Source organism: Petralouisia sp. (assembly GCF_056822245.1).
The window spans coordinates 27098-46453 of the sequence record NZ_JBQIOP010000031.1 but is presented as its reverse complement, the minus strand read 5'-3'; the positions used below and the strand labels follow the sequence as shown (position 1 = coordinate 46453).

The following is a 19356-nucleotide window of genomic DNA, read 5'->3' as shown; positions in this document are numbered from 1 at the left end:
AAAGTCGAAACTGGCATAAAATCAAATACCTTGATAAATGCCTTAAAACAGTTGATCCAAAAACAAGGGTATCATTTATAAAAGTTGTAAAGTCGTGTAAATATTTATAAACATGCAAACTATTCAATATCTTGTTGTGCTTTATCTGCTAAAGCTGCACAAAGAATTACAGAGACAACTGGTTTTCCAGCTTCGACAATACATAGATTATTAAGCGTTAATCCACAGAAAGGATTTGAGTATGGCCACGAAAACCCATTGACTTCAGATGTAATTTTGATTGATGAGTGTTCTATGATTAATTCTTATGTATATCATGCAATAGTTAGTGCCATCAAAGAGGGAGCAAAAGTTATTATGTGTGGTGATAACAGACAGTTACCACCTATCGGATATGGAAATATTTTTGGAGATTTACTTCTTAAAACAGATAGTTTACACATTTCTCATTTAACAAAAGTATTAAGGCAAGCTGAAAAGTCAGGTATTTTATCCGATGCAAATAAGATTCGTGAAGGAATTATGCCGATTGAACAGCCAGAATTAAGAATTGTTAATGGCGAATTACAAGATATGACTTATATGTTTAGGGACACAAGAGAAGGACTTAGAAATATTGCGATTAAGTCATATTTAAAAGCGATTGAACAGGATGGAATGGATGAAGTAGCTATTATAGTTCCAAGGAAAGAGAATTGAGATAATAGTACATTAGAAATCAATATCAGACTAAGCGATATCCTTCTTGATAAAAATGGAAGAACAATGAAGATAGGAAAAAAGGAATATCTTATTGGTTCAAAAGTAATGCAAGTTGATAATAACTATGAGAAAAATGTTTTTAATGGAGAAGTAGGATATATAACCAAAATTGAAGAAGTTCAAAACGGTAAAGAAAAGACCTTGGAGTTTACTGTTGAATTTAAAATGAACGACCAAACAAAGGTTATTACTTATACAAGAAATGAATTAGATCAGTTGGATTTAGCATATGCAATGACAATTCATAAGAGTCAAGGTTCAGGATATAAAACGGTAATAATCATCATTGATATGACACATTACACATTATTAGACACTTGTTTATTGTACACGGCAATTACAAGAGCAAAGAAGAGATGCTTGCTTTTAGCAGAACCACAAGCATTTAAGATGTGTATGGATAATAACAAGAGTAAGAGTAGACAGACCTGGTTAAAGGAGATGTAAAATTGCAAACTATATATAGTGGTAAATACACAATATAACCACTATATATAGACCAAATATTCCGATGAAATAGGACATTTATTGCTTTTGGAATGAGAGGTTGTGTATGAAGTTAATTAGAGAAGAAGTGTTTTATGTGTCGTGTTCCACAAATGATTTTGGATATAAGAGTAATGACACATATGAATTTTTATCTATAGAAGAAGTTGAAAAATTTCTCGGCATGAAAAATGATTATATAAACCATGTTTATTATCATGGAACAGATAGATATGGAACAGAAAGAAGCCTTGGATGTAATGAATTTCCAGAGGCAATATATTCACGCACTGAATATGAAATAGATTGGAGTGATGAAAATAGTTTATGATTTAGAGTGTAACGATAATTATTACGTTTATACCGAAAATGATTTTTATTCATGTAGAATTGTAAAATGGTTTATACCAAAAGAATTACATAATAATGAAATAGTTAAATCTCAAATGAGCATGAAATTGTTTGATGATTTATTTATGCATGTCAATTCAATAAGAGTTTATAACGTTCAACTTGCTAACCTGTATCTTGATATCGAAAAACAGTCCATTGAAAAGAGAAAACAAGTATATAAAGAAAAATGCTATAAGATTATGGATTCTATTAACAGAGGATTATCGCCTTACCATTGGGAAGTAGAAGAAACATATGAGGATGTAAGAGGTGGGAAAACTCCATGTTATTTAATTGGATTGTTTAATGGTGAGAATAAGATGATTGAGAAAATTGAGAAAATGTGAGGTGAATGTATGATAGGTGATCCTGCAACAACGAAAGTTGATATAGATAAATTATCAAAGGCAATGCAACCAAAACAGAATTTAAAAGTATTCTTAGTAACAAGAAAAGCAGATTGGTGTGAAGATGATGCTATTGCAGTTTTAGCAATAGATAAGTTACATGCGGAACGATGCAAGGTGTAATTCTTCTTACTTCGCAAAAGGAGAAGTATTGGTTACTGAGGTAAAAGCAGATAAAGAGAAAGTTATTTTAATTTCAAATGTGTGAGTGTAAAGGAGAATAAAAATATGTCGATTTTATTAACTATTGTGTTTTTGGTTTTATTAATTGTTGCTACAAATAAAGATTGGGATAGCGCAGGAAGTTTTTGTACGATTGGATTTGGAATATGTTTAGTATCTATTGTTGTATTAAGTTGGAATATTATCAGTAGCCGTACTTTGGAATCTAAAATAGATATGTATACAGAAGAAAATAAGGATATTGAAGAAGATATGAATGTTCTTGTAGAACAATATATGAATTATGAATCTAATACATATGGCGATTTAAAAGAAGAAAATAGTATTACTCTTGTATCGTTGTATCCAGAATTAAAAGCAGATACATTAGTAGAAAAACAAATTGAAGTATACATAGAAAATAACAAAAGGATTAGAGAACTTAAAGAGAAAATGATAAACATAAGAAACTATAAATGGCTTTTGTATTTTGGTGGATGAAAGATAGGTTTCATTTGTTGTATTATACATAAAATTGGAGGTTCCGAATGAAATTAGCAAGAAAAATTATGATGTATACATTATTAATATGTATTGCTTTTATCGTGATTTATTCTGTTGTTGATTATCTTGGAAAACAATCAGAATATCATGAAAGCAGATATGAATTAGAAGAAATAGAAAGTGGTATATATGCTAGAACTTATCATACAGTATCAACGATTCCAGCGCATAACTACGATATAATTGAAATTTGTATAAATGGAAAAGTTCGTACTTATAAAGGAAGTGTAGATATAACTTATACAAATGAAAATCCATATGCTGTAATCATGCAAAATAATCTTGTTAATGATGATAAAGTTTTTGTATATGTTCCAAAAGACACTGTTGATTACAGAGAAAGTGTTGGTGTGAAATGATTAAATTTAGAGCGTGGGATAAAGAAGCAAAAGAAATGATTTATGATGTATAAAACACATATGATTTTACTTGTAGCGGATCTGGTGCTATGGAACCTTCGTTTAAAGATATGCTAGAGGACAATGACAGATATGAAGTTATGCAATTTGTGAATCTGTGTGATTTTGATGATAAGGAATTATATACTGGTGATATTTCTCAGAATCAAAAAGGAGAAGTATTTGTTGTTTACTATGGGAAGGTGGATTTTGTATGTGCTTGGTAAAGGAATGGAATTGGGCAACTTCCAATGGTGTTTCTCCAACACAATTTAGAGGGTTAAGTGATATGAATTGCGGAGGGTGGTTCTTAGAACAACATAGAATTATTGGTAATATCTATGAAAATACAGAATTGATTGCTAAGGAGAGGTATTAATGAAACTTTTAGAGATATGGAAAAGAATAGGTAAGCAGCCATTACGAATTACACGTAGAAAAGATGCGATTGTATTTATTGGTGATTCTGAATACAGAATTAAAAATATCAGATATGATCGTGGACAATTTATCGGTTTTGAAGCAAAACTAAAAGAAAAAGTGGAATGGATAAGTAAAGAAGTTAAGCCCAAAGAAGATACATGGATAATTGTTAAAGACAAAGACGGTCAAGAATATAGAGATCATCAGTGGACAGGTCATGCATGGTATCATTTTTCAATAGGGAAAGATAGTTGCGATGGTTGGAGAAGTGATGTAGATATAGTTAGTTGGAGATATCAGGAGGATTAATCGAATGGCAGGAACATTAAAAGAGATTACAGAAAATTATGAGAAATTACATAGATTACAGATGATAGAAACGATTTTAGATAAAACGCATAGTTATGTTCATGATGTAGTTAGCAGAGTGGAAGACGAGTTCGATGATTGTGTAGATTTTGAGGATTATATTACAGAGAGCGTGATAAAGAGCACTAAAGAAAATCTTGCTACGTTAGGAAAATATTTAGGTTGTAAATCGTATGCTGATTTAATAAGTGATGTAATGCATAAACAGTAAGGCTTTGAAACGCTCGTTTTATTCAGTGAAGATGAGGTGATTATGTGAAAATAATATTTTTAGACGTGGACGGAGAACTTACATATAGTAATTATCGGAATGAGGAAACAGCAAATATTGATATTGAAAAGGTAAAACTTCTTAAAGAAATATGTGACAAAACAAACGCAAAAGTAATCATTAGTTCTAGCTGGAGAGGAACAGAAGATTACACGCCAAAAATATATTATGTATTAAGAAAAATATTATCAAAAAACCATATAAAAGTTTTAGGCGATACACCATATATAGAAGCAGAAATAGTAGGTAGTGTTCCTAAAACAATCAGATTAGAAGAAGATTTAAATATCAACTGCAAACATGGTACTGGTAGAGCTGCTGAAATTCAAAAGTGGATTAACGAGAATGATGTAGAAAATTTCGTGATTTTAGATGATGAAGATTGGCAATGGTCTGATTATGGTTATGAAAATAATTGGATTCAACCTACTTGGTTTGGTGATGGAGGACTAAAAAGAGAGCATGTGAATAAAGCGATTGAAATATTAGGAGAGAATAAATAAATGTTATGGTCATGGAATGAAACAGATAATGAAACTTGGACACATGGCACATTCGATACAAAAGAAGAAGCAATACAGGATGCTTTAGGCTGTAAAGAATGGATTGAAAGAAGTTTATCTACAGATAATCCTATTATTTTTGTTGGTGAATGTGAACTTGTTCCACTGAGAACTGATCCTGACCCAGATAGAATTATGGAGGAGTTAAATGAAGCATATTATGATGACTCTGGATGCGATACATATATTTATGATGGTGTAACAGACGAAGAAAGAAAATGGTTAGAAGACAGGTTATCGGAATTGATGTTTGAATTTCATAAAAAGATTAGTTTGAATCCTGGATGGTTCAAGGTTATTACTATGGAAGAAATTAATTTGAATGATTGCGAGGAAATGGTTTAGATGAAAGATTTCTTAAATAACAAAATAAAAATCGGAGATAAAGTTGTAGCAATGAGACATAGAGGAACTTCATCTTTTTTGTATAAAGGAGAAGTTACAGGGTTTAAAGGTCAATTTGTAGTTATAGGAAAAATCGAAAATGTAGAAAGTGAATGGGGACTATATGATGAAATGAAAGTATCTTCGTATAAAGTTGTTGTTATAAATGATATAGTATCAAAGTCTTGAAACCACGCTTTCAAAGGTAGAAACGAGGTGCAATAATTATGGACAATAGAGCAATCACAGAATATAAACTTATCATTAAAGTATGTGATAGATCGGAATGTGCGAAATATGATCCTTTTGGTTTGTGCTATGTAGATGACTGTTTGAGTTGTCCAAATGCAAGAGTAAAAATTATTCGTCAGGATGGCATAATTATGAGGAATGATTTTGAGAATAATAAAAATGCTAACGAAGAAAGTAAAATATGCGCATATAAAAGGATGTTAGATAGAGATGGTATTGAACTTTTTGAAAAAATGTACAATATCAAATTCACTAAATTTCAGAAATGGTATTTAAACAGATTGCTTAAAACAAATAAGAAGCAATAAAACAAGTCTTTCAAGAGGAGGATTAATGAACAAATTTATTAAGGATATTATTGATAAAAACTGTAGTGATAAGCAAAAGAAAAAAGAGTTAGATAAGTTAAATGATGAAATTGAAATGGCAATAGGTATTTTATCTGGGAAATTTCAATATTGTCAAGATTGTGACGATTATTATCTCGCAAAATCTTTCTTGTCTGATTCAGAAACTAAAAATGCAAGGATTTGTATTTATCAAGATCCCATCAATAGCGGCGGTAATGATTACGCAGATGGGTATGTAGATATTAAATATAGTATTTGTCCAAAAGGGCATAAACATGAAGTAAGTAGAAAAGAAAGAACAAGATAAATTCGCAATTTCATTGATTAAAGAAAGGAAAATATTATGGAATTAAAAGGTCAAGTAATCTTAGATGATGAAACTATGGATAAACTAAAAAAGCAAATTAGAGAAGAAGTAATCAATGAGATAAAGGAAGATGGCAATTATTCATCTGAAATTGAAGAATATATGAATAGTTGCAATTTTGAAAATTATATGAGAATGATAGAACTCACAATAGATAATGTCATTAAGAATACAAATAAAGAAGATATACATTTTGAATCTGGTTGGAAAGCATGGAATAGACTTGTGACTCTTAAAAGTTTATTTAGTATTTAATGCTGTTAAAATGTGTGTTTCAAAGGAAGGAGAACGTGATTGATAAAAGTAATCAATTTGTTTAAGCAGATTCAGGAGACAAGCAGTTTAAATGATAAGAAGGCTATTATTATAGCAAATAGGGATAATGAATTATTTAAAGAGTGTTTGAAGTTTTTGTTGGATGGGAATATTGTAACAGGAATCAGTACAAAGAAAATAAAAAAGAAAGTGACTCCAAGTTCTGAGTTAGCACCATATTATTTGGGCATACATAGCACATTTGAAGATGTCATGGACTATTTGAAGAAGAACAATACTGGAAAAGATGAAGATATTTACGAGATTCAGGTATTTTTATCTGGACAAGAAGAAAATAGAGATTTTTATGAGCAGATGATTACAAAGAAATTTAGGTTGGGTGCTGATGCGAAATTGGTAAATAAATGCATCCCTGGACTAATTGATACTTGGGAAGTACAGTTAGGATCTTCGTATGAAAAACTCAAATTGAATGAAGGAACATGGTTTTCTTTGAGTCAGAAGATGAATGGGAATAGAGCCTCATTTTACCAAGGTAAACTTATTAGCAGACAAGGTAAAGAATTTAGTGGTATGCAGCACATTATATATGATTTACAACAACTAGGCATGGGATGGTTTTATGATGGAGAACTTATTAGAAAAAACATAGATAATCTGTCAGATGGAGAAAACTTTAGAATTGGAACAGGTGTTATTAATTCAGACGCAGAATCTAAGAATGAAATAAAATTCGTCATATTTGATTATTTTCCAGAATCAGAAATTCCCAATAAACAATCAAATAATAAATATAACGTGCGTAGAAAGATGTTAAATGAACTCAGAAAAGTCATTAAAGAAAAGCAACTTCAAAATGTGGAAGTTGTAACTATGGTATATGAAGGAACGGATCAATCCCAGATTATGAAATGGCTTGAATATGCTGTAGAACAGGGGTGGGAAGGTCTTATGCTGAACAAAGATGCAATATATAAGTGTAAACGAACTACTGATCTTATCAAGATTAAAAAATTTTATACAATGGATCTTCCTGTTGTAGAAGTATTGGAAGGTGATGGAAGACTGACAGGGACTCTTGGGGCGTTAGTTCTTCGGTACAAAGATAACACTGTTAATGTTGGCTCTGGGTTTGATGATGCAACTAGAGCAAAATTTTAGAAGGATAAAAATAATCTTATAGGAAGAGTTATTGAAGTTAAATATAAAGAAATCAGTAAAGATAAGAAAACAGGTCTTGAAAGTTTACAATTTCCTATTTTCGTGGGCATAAGGGAGAAAGAGAAATGTATAAGCTATGATTAGGACAAAAACGCATACAAATTAACTTATTACTTAAATCTAACAAAAGAGGTGATGGATAACAATTCAATAGAGTTGGTATATGAATAATAAAAAAATAAATATAGTTTTTTTAATATTGATTGTAATAGTTGGCATTATGATTTTTGGTGAAAGAAAAACAATTAGAAATGTTAAAAAAGTGGAAGTTGAAGTTATGCATAAAACTATAATTGGCAAAAAATCACCTAAAAAGCAATGTAGAAAAAAGATTTTTGAGAAAGAGAATATATTAACTGAATCAGAAACCATAAGAAACGAATTTTGGTCAAAATTAGAATCCATAGATTTTTCAAGTAAGAAAGAATGGTTTATTTCTTATAAGAGATTATTGGAAGAGTATAAGGATTATTCTGATTATTTAGAAATACCAAAATCAGTATATGAAGAATATAACATTGACGAAATAAAAGTGTTTCAAAAACTAGTTTCTGCAGAGACAACAGGAGGAGATTTTGAATCAAAATGCAATGTTGCAAGTGTTGTTTGGAATCGTATATATTCTGAAAAATATCCTGATAATATCATTGATGTTATTTATGAAAGAAATGGAAGCGTTCAATTTACACCTACATATGATGGAAGAATCAATATCGTAGAAGTTACAGAAGATGATGTATTGGCGATAGAGTATACTTACATGTTTGGCTCTACAGCTTACGACTGTATCGCATTTGACAATGTGCCAGGAAATTCATGGAATAAAAATAAATTAGAAGAAGTTTTTACAGACAGTATAAATCATACATTTTATAGATAAAAAAGGAGGTTCTATATATGTCAGCAGATAACGGGGTTTATATTTTAAAGACAAAGGACAATCAGATTAGGGTTGCACATTCAAGTGCAATTAATGGATTGTTTGATTTTAACGGGAATTACATATCAGAACAAATAACCAGGCATTTCGGTATTAGATATACAAAAAATATGGACAGGGCTGTTAGAATAGCAGAGAAGATCAGGAAGAAATTACCGGTATGTGAATATGGGATACAGGTTCTTCCATATTGTGATAAAACATGGAATGAAATTTTAGAAGAAACAGAATAACATTATAAAATTAAAAGGGAGAAATTTTTAAGAGATATAAAACTGTATTCACCTGAATTGATTATGGAATTTGTAAATATATGCTCAATGTATGATTGTGACATAAATATTTACATAGATAAAATTATTATTGATGCAAAATCTGTGGTTGGAGTTTTTGGTACAATACCTGGGGAAAAGGTAAAAGTACAGGCAATGACTATGGATGAAAGTGTTATTTCATCGTTTGTTGAAGATATGAGAAAGTTTGAGGTGTAAAAGTGCAAATAGATAATTTTAGGCATGAAGATAATTGGCAGGAAATTAAAGATTCTACCATGAATACTATCAATAAAACTACAGGAAAATATCCCGATTCAACATGGAAAAGAAAACTTATTATGTCTGAACATTCACCAATAAGAAGAATGAAATTTTATTGGAGATGGTGTGAACTAAAATCATGGGTAAGTGTACATATGGTAAGACATAAAATTGGCATTGAGCATTGGGTATCAACACAAAGACCAGATAGAACAAATGATCAAGATAGAAATAGGGATAAATTACCGCAAGGTGCACTGGTAAACCATGCGTGTGAGGCAGATGCACAAGCATTAATAAATATTAGTCGCAAACGATTGTGTAATTGTGCTGCTACAGAAACGAGAAAAGCTTGGAAATTAGTAAAAAAAGCTGTAGCAAAAACAGAACCAGAACTTGCAAGTTGTATGGTAAGGGAATGTGTCTATCGTGGATTTTGCCCTGAAATGTTTTCTTGTGGATATCATAAAACAGAAGAATATCAAAAAGAACTTGAAGAGTACAGGAAAGGAATTAATGAATGATTATTGTCTTATTAGGGGCTTCCGGGTCAGGGAAGTCCACAATTGAAAAAGAACTGGCAACCCATCATGGATTTGAAAAGATTATTTCATACACTACCAGACAACCCAGGAATGAAGAAGTAAATGGTAAGGATTATTATTTTACAGAAAATAATACATTTGCAGCTATGGTTAATACTGGTATGTTGGCAGAATATGATGAATATTCACAAGGAAGATTATATGGAACATTAAAATCGGATTATGTTGATGGAAATAAAGTAGTAGTACTCACTCCGAATGGACTCAGACAACTTAAGCAGAATTGCTCTAATGATAATATTTTTACTGTACTTGTTAATGCAAGTCTTGGTACAAGAGTTAAAAGATACATAGACAGATGTGGTGTAAATGAATTCACATTTGATGATAAGAACGAGATTGCTGCTAGAGTAGAACGTGATTTTTCTATGTTTTTAGGTTTGGAAAAAGAAGTCAATTTTGTAGTTGATAATAATGAAGGAACAGATATTAGCGATGTTGTAAAAGTCATATTACATCAGGTAGAGTAGAGAGATAATTTTGTAAAAACTTTAAAGATATATAAAGTGTGGAAATGAACGTATTATCATTTGATGAAATGAATGCATGGAAAAAAAGAATTAGATATAAGGATTGGAGAAGAAAAATTTGATAATAAAATTAAACACCATACAAGATGTTAACGATTTTGTTTCTATGTGCAATAAATACAAAGGAGAGTATATTGATGTAAAACAAGGAAGACAAGTTATTGATGGAAGAAGCATACTTGGAATGTACAGTTTAAATCATATGAAAAATTTGGAAGTTGAAGTGGATGGAGATGATTTGAATTCTGTATTTGAATTCTATGAATCAATTAAAAAATGGCAGGTAAATGCAAACAATAAAATGAAATAAGTAGCATATATTGCCTGTTTTATTGGCTAAGGAGGGAGAGATTATTGTTAAGCGGATTGGTAGAAGGGCTAATTGTAGCATGGATATTAGTTCAGTTTGATGTAGACAAAATTTGTATTGAGGTATTGCAACCGTTTATAAAACAATATGAATTAACAACAAGTCACTTTTATTTTACTTTAGGCTTTATTGGTTTTATAAGTGGATGTATTTATCAGATACATAAATGAGGAGGAAACAATTATTGCAGATAATTAAAAAAGACGGAACATTAGAACAGTATGATGAACAAAAGATAATCAATGCTTGTAATAAAGCTGCAAGAAGAGCAATGGTTGAATTATCTGATTCCGACTATCAGATAATTTGTAATGCTGTATGGGATAAAATGGTAGAAAATGATTTAGAAGACACTGAAATTTATGAAATGCATAATATTGTAGAATCTGTGCTTGAAGAGTTTTATCCAGTAGTTGCAAAGATGTATAAAGAATATAGAAATTATAAAAAAGACTTTGTACATATGATGGATAAGGTATATGAAAAAAGTCAGACAATTAGATATATTGGGGACAAAAATAATGCTAATACAGATTCTGCATTAGTTGCAACAAAGAGAAGTCTGATATTTGGAGAATTAAATGGAGAATTATACAAGAAATTCTTTTTAACTTTAAATGAGAAACAAGCAATGAAAGATGGATATATTTATATTCATGATAGGAGTTCTCGCTTGGATACTTTCAATTGCTGCCTTTTTAGAATTGGCAAAGTAATGAAAAATGGCTTTGAGATGGGAAATGTATGGTATAACGAACCAAACTCACTTGATACGGCATTTGATGTTATGGGAGATATCATTCTTTCGACGGCAGCACAGCAGTATGGTGGCTTTACAGTGCCGGAAGTGGACAAAATTCTTGCTCCATATGCAGAGAAATCATATTGGAAATATAGAAAAGAATATGCAAATATATGCGGATATATTGAAAAGGATAATGGAACTCTCATTACTAATACTTCCAGTGCTGAAGAATGGGTAATGAAAAAAATTCAGCGTGACTTTGAACAGGGATGGCAAGGAATTGAATACAAGTTGAATACGGTTGGTTCCAGTCGAGGCGATTATCCATTCGTTACAATGACTATTGGATTGGCAACAGATAAATTTGGTAAGATGGCAGCGATTACATTGCTTAATGTACATAAAGAAGGTCAGGGAAAGAAAGGATTTAAGCGTCCTGTGTTGTTCCCTAAGATTGTATTTTTGTATGATAAGAATTTGCATGGAGAAGGTAGTGAGAAATATGAAAGCGCAGATGTATTTAATGCGGGTATTGAATGTAGCAGTAAGACAATGTATCCTGATTGGTTGTCTTTAACGGGTAATGGATATGTTCCTGAAATGTATAAAAAATATGGAAGAGTGGTCAGTCCCATGGGCTGCAGAGCCTTTCTATCTCCTTGGTATGAAAATGGTGGAATGTCACCAGCAGATGAAAAAGATAAACCAGTATTTGAAGGACGTTGTAATTTAGGAGTAGTTTCACTTCACTTACCTATGATACTAGCAAAAGCTAGACAAGAATCAAAGGATTTCTATGAAGTTTTAGAATATTACCTTGAATTAATCAGAGGATTACATAAACGTACCTATGATTATATTGGAGAACTGAGAGCAAGCGTAAATCCAGTAGCTTTCTGTGAAGGCGGTTTGTATGGTGGTAATTTAAAGCCGGAGGATAAGATTAAATCAATTCTTCCTCAAATGACTATGAGTTATGGAATAACAGCACTAAATGAATTGCAGAGATTATATAATGGCAAGTCAATCCGTGAAGATGGTAAATTTGCATTGGAAGTGATGCAATACATTCAGCAGTACATAGATAGAATCAAAGAAGAAGATCACATTCTATATGCAATTTATGGAACGCCAGCAGAAAGTCTTTGTGGATTACAGATTGAACAATTCCGTAAAGTATATGGAATTATTGAAAATGTATCAGACAAGCCATATGTAAGCAATAGTTTTCACTGTCATGTATCTGAGCAAATGTCTCCCATTGAAAAACAGGATAAGGAAGAAAGATTTTGGGAGTATTTCAACGGAGGAAAGATTCAGTATTGTCGCTATAACTTAGGATATAACATAGAAGCAATTAAGACATTGGTTCTCAGGGCAATGGATAAAGGTTTCTATGAAGGTGTAAATCTTGCAATGTGTTATTGCGAAGATTGTGGGTATCAACAGGTAGAAATGGATGTATGTCCTAAGTGCGGAGGTGGCAAGATTACAAAGATTGATCGGATGAATGGCTATTTGGGATTTACGAGAGTTCATGGAGAAACGAGATATAATGAAGCCAAGAATGCGGAAATAAAGGATAGGGTGTCGATGTGATGAATTATCATAACTTAACTTATCCAGATATGAATAACGGAAGTGGTTTGAGAGTCGTGTTATGGCTCTCAGGCTGTTCTCATAAATGCAAAGGATGTCAGAATCCGCAAACATGGGATGCTAATAGCGGTATCCCATTTGATGAATCTGCAAAAGAAGAATTGTTCAGAGAGTTAGATAAGGATTATATTTCAGGCTTGACATTGACAGGAGGTGATCCGCTTTTTGAGAGTAATCTTGATGGTGTTTTAGATTTAGTCACTGAAGTAAATAAACGGTACAACATTACGCAATATATAGTGGACAATACAGAAGAACAATACAATATATTGAACAAAAATGCCAATAAAATCCTTCTTTCAGCCCCTCAGAAATCTATATGGTTATATACAGGATATGAATTCAATGAAATATTTGGAGAAAATCAATTTAAAGATTCAGGCAATGGGTATTTTAAATGGACTAAAAGAGCAGATATAGTCTCTAGGTGTAATATTCTTGTAGATGGTAAATACATAGATTACCAACGTGATCTGACACTTCCATATAGAGGCAGTAAAAATCAAAGGCTCATCAACATTCAGCAATCATTACAAAAAGGTGAAATTGTATTATGGAAAACATGATTATAACGAGTGAATGTGAACAATGTATTCACTCAGCAATCAACGAAACAGATAAAACAAGAGTGAAAGTACATTGTAATATAAAAAATAAAACATATTATTGGGGACAATGTATTCCATGTGATTATAAGGAGGAATTTAAAAATGAAAACAGAAACCATTAAGTTTAAACGGACAAATATTAATGCAATTATTCCAACAAAAGGAAGCGAAAATTCTGCGGGATTTGATTTGTACGCATGTATCGCACAATCAATTTTCATTAATCCACATGAAACAAAAATGATTAGCACAGGTTTAGCTATGGAATTGCCAGAAGGTACATTTGGGGCTATATTTCCTAGAAGTGGCATTTCTACAAAACGAGGTTTGGCACCAGCAAATAAAGTTGGAGTATGTGATTCAGATTATAGAGGTGAATATAAAGTCGCCTTACATAATCATTCCGAAGTAACCCAGTGGGTGAATCCTGGGGAAAGAATTGCACAACTAATCATCATGCCATTTGTTGATGTGTGTTTTAATGAGATAAATGAATTGTCAGAAACAAAACGAGGTGATGCGGGCTTTGGAAGCACGGGAAAATAATAGAAATGAAAATATAAGTATTCCAATTAAAGATAAGATTAATCTCACCATAAAAGAGGCTGTAAAATATTCAAATATAGGAGAGAAAACTATTAGAACGCTGCTTAAAAAGAAAGGATGCCCATTTTTATTGAAAGTGGGAAACAAGCAGTTAATAAAAAGAAGAGAGTTTGAAAAATACTTGCAAACGTCTCACTATTTATAAAAATGCATTGATAAAGATAGTTGTTATGTGATACAATAAATCATGTAATAATTATCTTTCTGTGCATAAAGAAAGGATATGCAATGGGAAAGAATCTAAAAGGAAAAGAGATTGGACAAGGAATAATCCAAAAAGCAAATGGAAGATACGAGGCAAGGTATACAGACAGATTCGGAAAACGCAGGTCGATATCCGGGCATGATTTAAAGGACATTAAAAAAAGATACAATGAAGCCATATATGAAAATGATAAGGAAGTGAATTTACGGGAAAATATAAAACTTGACGATTGGTATGAAAAATGGATGAATGTATATAAATATGATTCCATCAGAAATAACACAAGGCAATATTACAACCTAGTATATAGGAAGCATATTTCTCCATATTTGGGGAATTTTTATCTGAAAGATATTACTAATTTGAAAGTCCGAGAGTTGATAAAAATTCTTGACAAGCAGGGTTATCAGTTTGAGACAAAGAACAAAGTGAAAATATTGCTTGTTGACATGTTCAACAAAGCCGTGTTTGATGAGTTTTTGAGGAGAAATCCGGCAAAGGGGATTTCAATAAAAAGAGACAAAGAGAAAGAAACTAGAGTTTTATCCTTGGAAGAGCAAATAGATTTCTTTGATTGCTGCAAGGGGACTTTTTATGACAATTTTTTTAATGTTGCGGTATTGACGGGCATGAGAATAGGTGAAATTGCGGCTTTAAGAAAGGAAGATATTGATTTTGACAATAAAATCATTCATGTAAACAGAACGCTTGTTTATCAGAAATATGAGGGCGATGATAAAAAAGTTTTTCATTTTGAACTGCCAAAAACGAAAACAAGTTTACGCGCAATTCCGATGAATAAGCAATGTGAGATTTATTTAAAAAAACAGTACATGCAAAAAAATATTGTTAAAAACAAAGCACCGGCTGAAAAGAAAGTTGAGAAACAGTTTGAAGATTTATTGTTTACAACAAAATATAATACGCCAATTAATTCACAGATTATATGTGACGCAATAAAAAAAGTGATCAATGAAATTAATCTCATGAGAGACATAACCGAAGAAATAATGCCGTTTTCCTGTCATTGTTTCCGGCACACGTTTGCAACCAGATGCTTTGAGGCTGGAATACAGCCAAAGACAGTGCAAGATTATTTAGGACATGCAACTTTGCAGATGACGATGGATTTATACACATCCGTAATGGACGACCATAAAAAGTCAGAAATGGAAAGATTCAATGGAATGATTGAAGACATAAAAGAAATGGGAGAAGAAATTGCGGAACAAAAGTATAGAGACATGCTAGAGAAAAGCAATGTTGCAGACGTAATAGACATTGGAGACTGGGTGGCGGTATAATTGAACAATCTGGAGACATTTTTTGTGAAAGCATTGAAAATTGGGCATTTTTACAGGCTATAATTATACAAACTGGCTCAATTATTACGTATATCAGGCGACGCCCTATGAGTATACTTCGGTGCCGAAAAAATAGCGGGAAACCGGCGGCAAAGGAGAAAGTAAAATAATTTGCCAGAGATCTGCATACGGGTGAGGGCTAAACGGAAATAATATAAATAATTGGATAAAACCGGAAGAATCGCTTTGCAAATGCCGGCAATTCTGCTATAATAAAAAAACGAATAAGTTTTAGGAGGCGTAAAATGGCTGAAGACAGGAAAGCATATATGATAAAAGATGATAATTTAGGCGAGGTGCGTATTGCAGACGAAGTAATTGCAATTATTGCAGGTCTTGCGGCTACCGAGGCAGAAGGCGTCAGTTCTATGGCGGGAAACATCACCAACGAACTGGTGAGCAAGCTGGGCATGAAGAATCTGTCCAAGGGAATCAAGATTGATATTAAGGAAAATGTAGTCCGTGTGGATGTGGCGTTGAACATCCGTTTCGGATATGCGATTCCAAAAGTGTCCTCCAAGGTGCAGGAGAGAGTGAAATCTGCCATTGAGAACATGACCGGACTGGAAGTAAGCAGCGTGAATGTAAGCATTGCCAGTGTGGAGATGGAGAAGCAGAAATAAAATCAGGTGCGGCAGGTTTTTTCCTGTATGAAAATGAGGAATTATATGGAAAGATCATAAGGCTGTCATTTGACAGCCTTTTTGTGAGCAGAACCATTTTGAAAGGAAACATATGAGCCGAAGAGAAGTAAGAGAACAGATATTCAAGCTGCTGTTTCGGGCGGAATTCTATGAAGAAGCAGAACTGCCGGAGCAGCTGGAATTGTTTTTTGAAGAACTGGATCAGAAAGAAGAGAAAGACGCCCGATACATTCAGGGCAAGTTTGAACAGATTGTGACCCGCCTGCCGGAACTGGACGGGATGATTAATGAAGCGGCCAAAGGATGGAAAACTACCCGGATGGGCAAAGTGGATCTGACTTTAATCCGTCTGGCTGTCTATGAAATAAAATTTGAAGAAGAGGTTCCCACCGGAGTGGCAATCAACGAAGCGGTAGAACTGGCCAAAAACTACGGCACCGATGATTCCGCTTCCTTTGTCAATGGGATTCTGGCGAAGCTGGCATGAAAGGAAATGTATATACCGTAGGGCAGGTAAATTCCTACATTAAAAATATGTTCACCCAGGATTTTATGATGAACCGCATTTATGTGAAGGGTGAAGTGTCCAATTGCAAGTACCATACCACCGGCCATATCTATTTTACGCTGAAGGATGAAACCGGGGCGCTGCAGGCAGTTCTGTTTGCAGGAAACCGGAAGGGTCTTTCTTTTTCCATGAAAAACGGGGACAATGTGATTGTTCTGGGTTCCATTTCCGTCTATGAACGGGATGGAAAATACCAGCTGTATGCCAGAGAGATTCTGCCGGACGGAGAAGGACTGCTGTATCAGAGGTTTGCGCGTCTGAAACAGGAATTGGAAGAAATGGGAATGTTTGCACCGGAGTATAAACAGCCCATTCCCAGATATATTCATACCCTGGGTATTGTGACTGCGCCTACGGGAGCGGCCATCCGTGATATTCAAAACATCAGCAGACGCAGAAATCCTTATGTGCAGACTGTCCTCTATCCTGCGCTGGTACAGGGAGAGGGAGCCGCAGCCAGTATCATAAACGGCATTCATGCCCTGGAGCAGCTGGGGGTGGACGTTATGATTGTGGGCCGGGGCGGCGGCTCCATGGAAGATTTGTGGGCCTTTAACGAAGAAGCGGTAGCCAGGGCAATCTTTGAATGCCCGGTTCCGATCATTTCCGCCGTGGGCCATGAAACAGACACTACCATTGCCGATTATACTGCGGACTTGCGGGCGCCTACACCTTCGGCGGCAGCAGAACTGGCCGTGTACGATATCCGGGAGTTGGAAGGAATGCTGTTGTCTTTTCAGCTGGAGCTGAACCGGGGCATTACAGACCGACTGGAACGGACGGAAGAACGCATCCGTCAGTATGCAAACAGATTGAAACTGTTAAGCCCTGTGAATCAGTTAAATGAAAAGCGGCAGACGGCGGCGGATCTGGAAGGAAAGCTGCGCATGAGGATGGAGCAGCAATTACTGCACTGCAGGCATACACTGGAGCTTTTGGCAGAGCGTTTGGAATCGCTGTCGCCTTTGAAAAAATTAAGCCAGGGCTATGCGTTTGTGGCGGATGAAAACGGACAGGGAATCTGCGATGCAAAAAAGGTCAGAACAGGAGATACGCTGAAAATCCATATGCTGAACGGAATAGTGTCTGCAAAAGTGGAAGAGGTGGAACAGGAGGTTTTATGAGCCAGACAAAGCAGGAAAAAGAACAGTCTCTGGAGGAAGCTTTTCAGGAACTGGAAGAAATGATAGAGAAAATGCAGCAGCGGGATGTGACCCTGGAAGAGACATTTGCGCTGTATGAGCAGGGAATCCGGAAGCTGAAATTCTGTAATCAGAAAATAGACAGAGTGGAAAAGAAAATGCTGCTTTTGAATCAGCAGGGAGAATTGGAGCCTTTTGAAGAACCGGCGGAATCCGAAAGTCCGTCCTGAATACGCAGGCTGAGCCAAAAGAAGCAAAAAGAGACAGTACAGAAGAAAGGACGGATCAGTTATGGATATAAAAGCAGAAATTGCGGCCAGAACCAGTCAGATCGAAGATGTGATTGCCGGCTATCTGCCCAAGGAAGAAGGATATCAGAAAACTGTAATAGAAGCAATGAATTACAGTGTGCTGGCAGGCGGCAAAAGGCTGCGGCCCATGCTTATGTGGGAAACGTACCGGATGTTCGGGGGACGCTCAAAAGTAATTGAGCCTTTTATGGCGGCAATTGAGATGATTCATACCTACTCTCTGGTACACGACGATCTGCCTGCCATGGACAATGATGAATACCGCCGGGGCAGAAAAACCACTCATGCGCAATACGGAGAAGCCATGGGCATTCTGGCAGGAGACGGTCTTTTGAATTATGCCTTTGAGACGGCGGTGAAAGCCTTTGAGATAGAACCGGGCAATGCCAATATTGGAAAAGCCCTGCAGATACTTGCTGCAAAATCCGGAATATACGGAATGCTGGGTGGCCAGTGCGTGGATGTGGAGTCAGAGGGAAAACCGGTGGCAGAAGAAACATTAAAATTTATCTACCGGCTGAAAACCGGGGCTTTATTGGAGAGCTCCATGCTGATTGGAGCCGTTTTGGCAGGAGCCACCAAAGGGGAGCAGAGGCAGATAGAACAGGCGGCAGGAGAACTGGGCCTTGCCTTTCAGATACAGGACGACATTCTGGATGTTACCAGTACCACAGAGGTTTTGGGGAAACCGGTTGGCAGCGATGAAAAAAATCATAAAAGCACCTGGGTGACCTTGTACGGCATTGAGCAGGCAGGGCAGGAGGCAGAACGCCTTTCCAGGCACAGCGTACAGCTGTTGGAGGAGCTTGTGGTGAAAAATGAATTTTTAACATCCCTGATGGTGGAGCTGATTCAGAGGGAAAAATAGGAGAAGA

Annotated in this window: 34 protein-coding genes; all 34 read left to right on the top strand. The window is 34.6% G+C overall.

All coding sequences use genetic code 11. The features are described 5' to 3' along the window. Positions 1 to 102 precede the first annotated feature (102 nt). Positions 103 to 699: an ATP-dependent DNA helicase gene (locus ACTO17_RS13065; protein WP_482558233.1), complete on the top strand. Its 597-nt coding sequence runs from the start codon at positions 103 to 105 to the stop codon at positions 697 to 699. 18 nt (positions 700 to 717) lie between these two features. Next, positions 718 to 1209 (top strand): ATP-dependent DNA helicase, encoded by a 492-nt coding sequence (locus ACTO17_RS13060; protein ID WP_482558232.1) that lies wholly within the window; start codon positions 718 to 720, stop codon positions 1207 to 1209. 106 nt (positions 1210 to 1315) lie between these two features. Next, a complete protein-coding gene (locus ACTO17_RS13055; RefSeq protein WP_482558231.1) occupies positions 1316 to 1579 on the top strand; it encodes a hypothetical protein in 264 nt (87 codons plus the stop codon). After that, positions 1563 to 1988: a hypothetical protein gene (locus ACTO17_RS13050; RefSeq protein WP_482558230.1), complete on the top strand. Its 426-nt coding sequence runs from the start codon at positions 1563 to 1565 to the stop codon at positions 1986 to 1988. The genes ACTO17_RS13055 and ACTO17_RS13050 overlap by 17 nt, the downstream gene beginning before the upstream one ends. Positions 1989 to 1997: 9 nt before the next feature. Next, positions 1998 to 2171: a hypothetical protein gene (locus ACTO17_RS13045; RefSeq protein WP_482558229.1), complete on the top strand. Its 174-nt coding sequence runs from the start codon at positions 1998 to 2000 to the stop codon at positions 2169 to 2171. Between the two features lie 105 nt (positions 2172 to 2276). Further along, positions 2277 to 2711: a hypothetical protein gene (locus ACTO17_RS13040; protein ID WP_482558228.1), complete on the top strand. Its 435-nt coding sequence runs from the start codon at positions 2277 to 2279 to the stop codon at positions 2709 to 2711. A gap of 47 nt (positions 2712 to 2758) precedes the next feature. Then, a complete protein-coding gene (locus ACTO17_RS13035; protein ID WP_482558227.1) occupies positions 2759 to 3133 on the top strand; it encodes a hypothetical protein in 375 nt (124 codons plus the stop codon). Positions 3134 to 3386: 253 nt separating this feature from the next. Further along, positions 3387 to 3551: a hypothetical protein gene (locus tag ACTO17_RS13030; protein ID WP_482558226.1), complete on the top strand. Its 165-nt coding sequence runs from the start codon at positions 3387 to 3389 to the stop codon at positions 3549 to 3551. Beyond that, the gene (locus ACTO17_RS13025; protein WP_482558225.1) at positions 3551 to 3904 is read left to right on the top strand and encodes a hypothetical protein; all 354 of its coding nucleotides are present in this window, start codon (positions 3551 to 3553) and stop codon (positions 3902 to 3904) included. Before ACTO17_RS13030 ends, ACTO17_RS13025 begins: the two co-directional genes overlap by 1 nt. Before the next feature lie 4 nt (positions 3905 to 3908). Continuing rightward, positions 3909 to 4175: a hypothetical protein gene (locus ACTO17_RS13020; protein ID WP_120432791.1), complete on the top strand. Its 267-nt coding sequence runs from the start codon at positions 3909 to 3911 to the stop codon at positions 4173 to 4175. 44 nt (positions 4176 to 4219) lie between these two features. Then, a complete protein-coding gene (locus ACTO17_RS13015) occupies positions 4220 to 4738 on the top strand; it encodes an HAD domain-containing protein (RefSeq protein ID WP_482558224.1) in 519 nt (172 codons plus the stop codon). Further along, complete coding sequence (locus tag ACTO17_RS13010; RefSeq protein ID WP_482558223.1) at positions 4739 to 5143, top strand: hypothetical protein; 405 nt, start codon at positions 4739 to 4741, stop codon at positions 5141 to 5143. Continuing rightward, complete coding sequence (locus ACTO17_RS13005) at positions 5144 to 5371, top strand: hypothetical protein (protein WP_482558222.1); 228 nt, start codon at positions 5144 to 5146, stop codon at positions 5369 to 5371. A gap of 38 nt (positions 5372 to 5409) precedes the next feature. Further along, entirely contained in the window at positions 5410 to 5742 is a 333-nt protein-coding gene (locus tag ACTO17_RS13000) for a hypothetical protein (RefSeq protein ID WP_482558221.1), read from the top strand. 25 nt (positions 5743 to 5767) lie between these two features. Next, complete coding sequence (locus ACTO17_RS12995) at positions 5768 to 6091, top strand: hypothetical protein (RefSeq protein WP_482558220.1); 324 nt, start codon at positions 5768 to 5770, stop codon at positions 6089 to 6091. 36 nt (positions 6092 to 6127) lie between these two features. Then, on the top strand, positions 6128 to 6406 hold the full coding sequence (locus tag ACTO17_RS12990) for a hypothetical protein (RefSeq protein WP_482558219.1): 279 nt from the start codon (positions 6128 to 6130) through the stop codon (positions 6404 to 6406). Between the two features lie 39 nt (positions 6407 to 6445). Then, positions 6446 to 7588, top strand: a complete 1143-nt coding sequence (locus ACTO17_RS12985) for an ATP-dependent DNA ligase (protein WP_482558218.1) — start codon at positions 6446 to 6448, stop codon at positions 7586 to 7588. Between the two features lie 223 nt (positions 7589 to 7811). Next, a complete protein-coding gene (locus tag ACTO17_RS12980; protein WP_482558217.1) occupies positions 7812 to 8528 on the top strand; it encodes a cell wall hydrolase in 717 nt (238 codons plus the stop codon). A gap of 17 nt (positions 8529 to 8545) precedes the next feature. Then, positions 8546 to 8821, top strand: a complete 276-nt coding sequence (locus tag ACTO17_RS12975) for a hypothetical protein (RefSeq protein ID WP_482558216.1) — start codon at positions 8546 to 8548, stop codon at positions 8819 to 8821. Between the two features lie 63 nt (positions 8822 to 8884). Next, entirely contained in the window at positions 8885 to 9079 is a 195-nt protein-coding gene (locus tag ACTO17_RS12970; RefSeq protein WP_482558215.1) for an HPr family phosphocarrier protein, read from the top strand. 2 nt (positions 9080 to 9081) lie between these two features. Further along, positions 9082 to 9648 carry a hypothetical protein gene (locus tag ACTO17_RS12965; protein WP_482558214.1) on the top strand — a complete coding sequence of 189 codons (567 nt, stop codon included), beginning with the start codon at positions 9082 to 9084 and terminating at the stop codon, positions 9646 to 9648. After that, entirely contained in the window at positions 9645 to 10199 is a 555-nt protein-coding gene (locus ACTO17_RS12960) for a hypothetical protein (RefSeq protein WP_482558213.1), read from the top strand. The genes ACTO17_RS12965 and ACTO17_RS12960 overlap by 4 nt, the downstream gene beginning before the upstream one ends. 118 nt (positions 10200 to 10317) lie before the next feature. Then, positions 10318 to 10569, top strand: a complete 252-nt coding sequence (locus ACTO17_RS12955; protein WP_482558212.1) for an HPr family phosphocarrier protein — start codon at positions 10318 to 10320, stop codon at positions 10567 to 10569. 44 nt (positions 10570 to 10613) lie between these two features. Continuing rightward, on the top strand, positions 10614 to 10799 hold the full coding sequence (locus ACTO17_RS12950; protein ID WP_172539096.1) for a hypothetical protein: 186 nt from the start codon (positions 10614 to 10616) through the stop codon (positions 10797 to 10799). Between the two features lie 14 nt (positions 10800 to 10813). Further along, complete coding sequence (gene nrdD, locus ACTO17_RS12945; RefSeq protein WP_482558211.1) at positions 10814 to 12973, top strand: anaerobic ribonucleoside-triphosphate reductase; 2160 nt, start codon at positions 10814 to 10816, stop codon at positions 12971 to 12973. Next, a complete protein-coding gene (locus ACTO17_RS12940; protein ID WP_172539098.1) occupies positions 12973 to 13599 on the top strand; it encodes a 4Fe-4S cluster-binding domain-containing protein in 627 nt (208 codons plus the stop codon). Before nrdD ends, ACTO17_RS12940 begins: the two co-directional genes overlap by 1 nt. Before the next feature lie 144 nt (positions 13600 to 13743). Then, positions 13744 to 14187 (top strand): dUTP diphosphatase, encoded by a 444-nt coding sequence (dut, locus tag ACTO17_RS12935; RefSeq protein ID WP_172537049.1) that lies wholly within the window; start codon positions 13744 to 13746, stop codon positions 14185 to 14187. Continuing rightward, the gene (locus ACTO17_RS12930; RefSeq protein ID WP_482558210.1) at positions 14168 to 14392 is read left to right on the top strand and encodes an excisionase; all 225 of its coding nucleotides are present in this window, start codon (positions 14168 to 14170) and stop codon (positions 14390 to 14392) included. Before dut ends, ACTO17_RS12930 begins: the two co-directional genes overlap by 20 nt. A gap of 83 nt (positions 14393 to 14475) precedes the next feature. Then, positions 14476 to 15756, top strand: a complete 1281-nt coding sequence (locus tag ACTO17_RS12925; RefSeq protein WP_482558209.1) for a site-specific integrase — start codon at positions 14476 to 14478, stop codon at positions 15754 to 15756. A gap of 305 nt (positions 15757 to 16061) precedes the next feature. Next, on the top strand, positions 16062 to 16439 hold the full coding sequence (locus tag ACTO17_RS12920; protein WP_172538022.1) for an Asp23/Gls24 family envelope stress response protein: 378 nt from the start codon (positions 16062 to 16064) through the stop codon (positions 16437 to 16439). 112 nt (positions 16440 to 16551) lie between these two features. Then, a complete protein-coding gene (gene nusB, locus ACTO17_RS12915; protein ID WP_482558208.1) occupies positions 16552 to 16947 on the top strand; it encodes a transcription antitermination factor NusB in 396 nt (131 codons plus the stop codon). Further along, positions 16944 to 18152 (top strand): exodeoxyribonuclease VII large subunit, encoded by a 1209-nt coding sequence (gene xseA / locus ACTO17_RS12910; protein WP_482558207.1) that lies wholly within the window; start codon positions 16944 to 16946, stop codon positions 18150 to 18152. Before nusB ends, xseA begins: the two co-directional genes overlap by 4 nt. Further along, positions 18149 to 18400, top strand: coding sequence for an exodeoxyribonuclease VII small subunit (gene xseB / locus ACTO17_RS12905; protein WP_482558206.1), 252 nt, complete (start codon positions 18149 to 18151; stop codon positions 18398 to 18400). The genes xseA and xseB overlap by 4 nt, the downstream gene beginning before the upstream one ends. A 61-nt stretch (positions 18401 to 18461) precedes the next feature. Then, on the top strand, positions 18462 to 19349 hold the full coding sequence (locus ACTO17_RS12900; RefSeq protein WP_482558205.1) for a polyprenyl synthetase family protein: 888 nt from the start codon (positions 18462 to 18464) through the stop codon (positions 19347 to 19349). Positions 19350 to 19356 lie beyond the last annotated feature (7 nt).